Raw genomic sequence first — 3,585 nt, forward strand, 5'->3', positions numbered from 1 at the left:
GCGGCCGCGGCCGAGGTCCTCGGCCACGTCCCGCAGGAAGTTGCGCGCCCGCCCGTCCCGCCGCGCGCCCGGACGCCGCCCCCTCCGCGACCGTGACGGACCAGGCCGGAACGTTCCAGGAGACCGTGGCCGACAAGCAGGAATCCGCGCCCGAATCCTCCGTCGCCGAACCCTCGGAACCCTCCGAACCCGCCGTCCCAGAGACTCCCGGCCCGGAACCGGCCGACCGCGACGAGACGCCCGCCGAGGACCTCGGGGGCCGCGCCGGCATGTTCCGCTCGCTCCGCAACCACAACTTCCGCCTGTACACGGCGGGCCAGGTCGTCTCCAACACCGGGACGTGGATGCAGCGGATCGCGCAGGACTGGCTCGTCCTCGATCTCGCCCACGGCAGCGGCACCGCGCTCGGCATCACGACCGGCCTGCAGTTCCTGCCGATGCTGCTGTTCGGCCTCTGGGGCGGCGTCATCGCCGACCGCTACTCCAAGCGCCGCGTGCTGATGCTGACGCAGGTGTCGATGGGCGTGCTCGCGCTGGTCCTCGGCCTCCTCGCGATCTCCGGCACGGCGCAGGTGTGGCACGTGTACGTGCTGGCGTTCGGGCTCGGCGTCGCGACCGTCGTGGACAACCCGACCCGCCAGTCCTTCGTGGTCGAGATGGTCGGCAAGCGCGACCTGCCGAACGCGATCGCGCTGAACAGCGCCACCTTCAACGGCGCGCGGCTGCTCGGCCCGGCCGTCGCCGGGGTGCTGATCGCGCTGATCGGCACCGGCCCCGTCTTCCTGGTGAACGCCGCGTCGTTCGGCGCGGTCCTCTTCGGCATCTACGCCATGCGGACGGACGAGCTGCACCAGGCCGCCCCCGTCAAGCGCGCCAAGGGCCAGCTCCGCGAGGGGCTCCGCTACGTGCGCGGGCGCCGCGACCTGATGCTCGTGCTCATCCTCGTCGGGTTCCTCGCCACGTTCGGGATGAACTTCAACACCACGGTCGCGCTGGTGGCGAAGCAGGTCTTCCACACCGGAGCCTCCGCGTTCGGCCTCGCGTCCAGCATGCTGGCGCTCGGCGCGCTCAGCGGCGCCCTGCTGGCCGCCCGCAGGGTCGCCCGGCCCCGGCTGCGGCTGCTGGTGGCGATGGGCCTGGCGTTCGGGGCGCTGGAGGTCCTCACCGGCCTGATGCCCACGTACTGGTCGTTCCTGGCGCTGCTGGTGCCGACCGGGATCGCGATGATGACGATCATGACGGCGGCGAACGCGTCCGTCCAGCTCGGCGTCGCGCCCGAGATGCGCGGCCGCGTCATGGCCCTCTACATGCTGGTGTTCCTCGGGACGAACCCGCTGGGCGCGCCCGCGGTCGGCTGGCTGGCCGAGCACTTCGGCGCGCGGGCCTCCCTCGTCCTCGGCGGGCTGGTCTCCGCGGTCGCCGCCCTCGCCGTCGGCGCCCTGGCCCTGCGGTGGAGGACCGACGAGCAGAGGGCCGCGTCGTCGGGGCACGGGACCGTGCGTCCCGCCCTCGCCCGGCTCCGCCGCGCCCGGGTCGCCGAGCGGTAAAGCGTTCGCACGGGCCCCATAAGACCGGCACGGTACGGCGATTCGGTTGGCCCTATTTGCGTGACAAGGTACGCCGCCTGCTGAAAGGCTGGCGGGGTGGCCCTGTGGAAGCGTTCATGAGGCTTTTCGTGGCGCTCGTCCCGCCGACGGACGTTCTGGACGAGCTCGCGGAGGCGGTCCGGCCCCATCTCGGCACGGTCCCCGAGCTGCGCTGGATCCGGCGTGATCTGATGCACGTCACGCTGACGTTCCTCGACGAGGTCGACGAGCGCACCTTGGAGCGCCTGCTCCCGAGGCTGGAGCGCGCCGTCCGCCGCCACGAGCGGATGACGCTGTCGCTGGCGGGCGCGGGCGCGTTCCCCGGCAACGGAGCGCACGCCCGCGTCCTGTGGACGGGCCTGTACGGCGACCGCCGCGCCCTGGCGAGGCTGGCCGCCTCCACCACCGCCGCGGGCCGCCGGGTCGGGACGATCCCCGACAAGCACCGCGGCTTCCGCCCGCACATGACGCTGGCGCGGTCGCGGCGGCCCGTGGACGTGCGGTCGCTCGTCGAGGCGCTGTCATCGTTCGCGGGCATGCCGTGGACGGCGGACTCGGTCCACCTGATGCGCAGCCACCTGCCCGGCAAGGACAACGTCCAGCTGGAGTACGAGGCGCTGATGACGTGGCCGCTGCGTCACAGCTCCGGCGGCGGAGGGGCGGGACGGTCGGCGTCCGGCGGGCCCCAGGGGACCCCGTAGCGCTCGCAGGCGCGGCGCAGCTCGCCGAGGTCGGGCGGGAACGTGATCTGGCGCAGCACCCGCCCGGAGGGCCCCCACACCACCAGGCGGGGCATCCGCTCGACCGCGTCGTCGATGCCGACGCCGCCGAGGCGGTCGCGGGCCAGGTCCCACTCGACCCGGCCGCGCCGGGTGATGACGGCGACCCCGGCGGACGACACGCGCAGCTGCGACCGGTTGCGGTCGTACAGCCAGTAGCCGAGGAGCCCGACCAGGGCCCCGGCCGGCATCGACCACATCGCCGTGGCGTTGAACCCGCCCAGATCTGGGCCGAGCCACACCGCGCCCAGAAGCGCCACCGCCTCGCACAGCAGGACGCTCATGCCGTAGGTGCCGACGCGGGACCGGCGGGTGGCGTCCAGGACCGTGCCCGGCGCGGTCACCGGGCTGGGCGGGGTGTGGGCGGGGAAGACGAAACCGGACTCCTCCGACGGCTCCGGCCGGGACGCCGCGCCCTCGTGCGCGGCGCCCTGCGCCGACAGGGCCGCGGCGGGCTCGGGGTCGGGGGCCGACAGCGAGGACATGGCCGAGTGGAACGCGGCGCTCAGGTAGGCGTCGTACTCGGCGTCGTTGACGGGGAGCCCGGCGCGGCGGGCGGAGTCGCGCAGGTCGGTGCGGGAGATCCGCAGCGCCGAGAGGGGGGCGGAGAAGAACTCGTCGCCGTCGGAGTCGTACAGCCGGACCCAGGCGTGCCCGGAGACGGTCAGCAGCTCGATGCCGCCGATGCGGTCCTGGGGCATCTTCAGCACCACGTCGCCGGCGGCGTCGGCCCAGCCGAGCCCGTCGCCCTCCACGACCAGGCGCCCGCCGGGCACCTGCGCGAAGATCTCCGGCAGCCCTTCGAGCCCGTAGTCGGGACGGCGCGGCGACCGCGCCCCGGGAGTGATCACGCGGTAGCCGTGGTCGTCGAGGGCGTGCGCGAGCTGGAAGCCGTCCAGGCCGTGGGCGGGCAGCCGGGCGACCAGCTCCAGCCGGTGCCCGAACGCCAGCGCGGCGAGGTCGGCGCGGCGTGGCTCGCCGCTCACCGGGTCCAGCCGCAGGCCGGGCCCGACGACGACCGCGGCGACGTTCTCGGCGCGCAGGTCCTGGGTCTCGCGGCGGCGGCCGGGGCGGGCCCGCACCAGCAGCCGCTCCGCCGTGATCGTCCAGCGGACCTGCGCGGCCCGCAGCAGCCGGCGGCGGACCAGTTGCGTACCGCTGGAGTCCGCGAGTTCGGCGATCAGCCGGATCAACTGGCGGTGGAAGTCCGCTGGCGGGCG

The 3,585-nt window shown here is 74.5% G+C and carries 2 protein-coding genes and 1 pseudogene; 2 read left to right on the top strand and 1 reads right to left on the bottom strand.

All coding sequences use genetic code 11. The features are described 5' to 3' along the window. Window positions 1-269: 269 nt before the first annotated feature. Window positions 270-1,547 carry an MFS transporter gene (locus AB0K37_RS41050; RefSeq protein ID WP_363991344.1) on the top strand — a complete coding sequence of 426 codons (1,278 nt, stop codon included), beginning with the start codon at window positions 270-272 and terminating at the stop codon, window positions 1,545-1,547. A 116-nt stretch (window positions 1,548-1,663) separates the two neighbouring features. Then, the gene (gene thpR, locus AB0K37_RS41055) at window positions 1,664-2,287 is read left to right on the top strand and encodes an RNA 2',3'-cyclic phosphodiesterase (RefSeq protein ID WP_363991341.1); all 624 of its coding nucleotides are present in this window, start codon (window positions 1,664-1,666) and stop codon (window positions 2,285-2,287) included. Here the strand turns inward: thpR and AB0K37_RS41060 are convergent. Beyond that, a pseudogene (locus AB0K37_RS41060) lies at window positions 2,224-3,585 on the bottom strand (hypothetical protein); the annotation flags it as partial. The gene thpR and the pseudogene AB0K37_RS41060 sit on opposite strands and share 64 nt — an antisense overlap.

It is taken from the genome of Actinomadura sp. NPDC049753 (assembly GCF_040674655.1).
Classification (GTDB): Bacteria; Actinomycetota; Actinomycetes; order Streptosporangiales; family Streptosporangiaceae; genus Spirillospora; species Spirillospora verrucosospora.

What these genes read in the sequence shown, in the direction of transcription:
- thpR (WP_363991341.1), top strand. Translation starts at nt 1,664, where the DNA reads ATGAGGCTTTTCGTGGCGCTCGTCCCGCCGACGGACGTTCTGGACGAG.
- AB0K37_RS41050 (WP_363991344.1), top strand. Translation starts at nt 270, where the DNA reads ATGTTCCGCTCGCTCCGCAACCACAACTTCCGCCTGTACACGGCGGGC.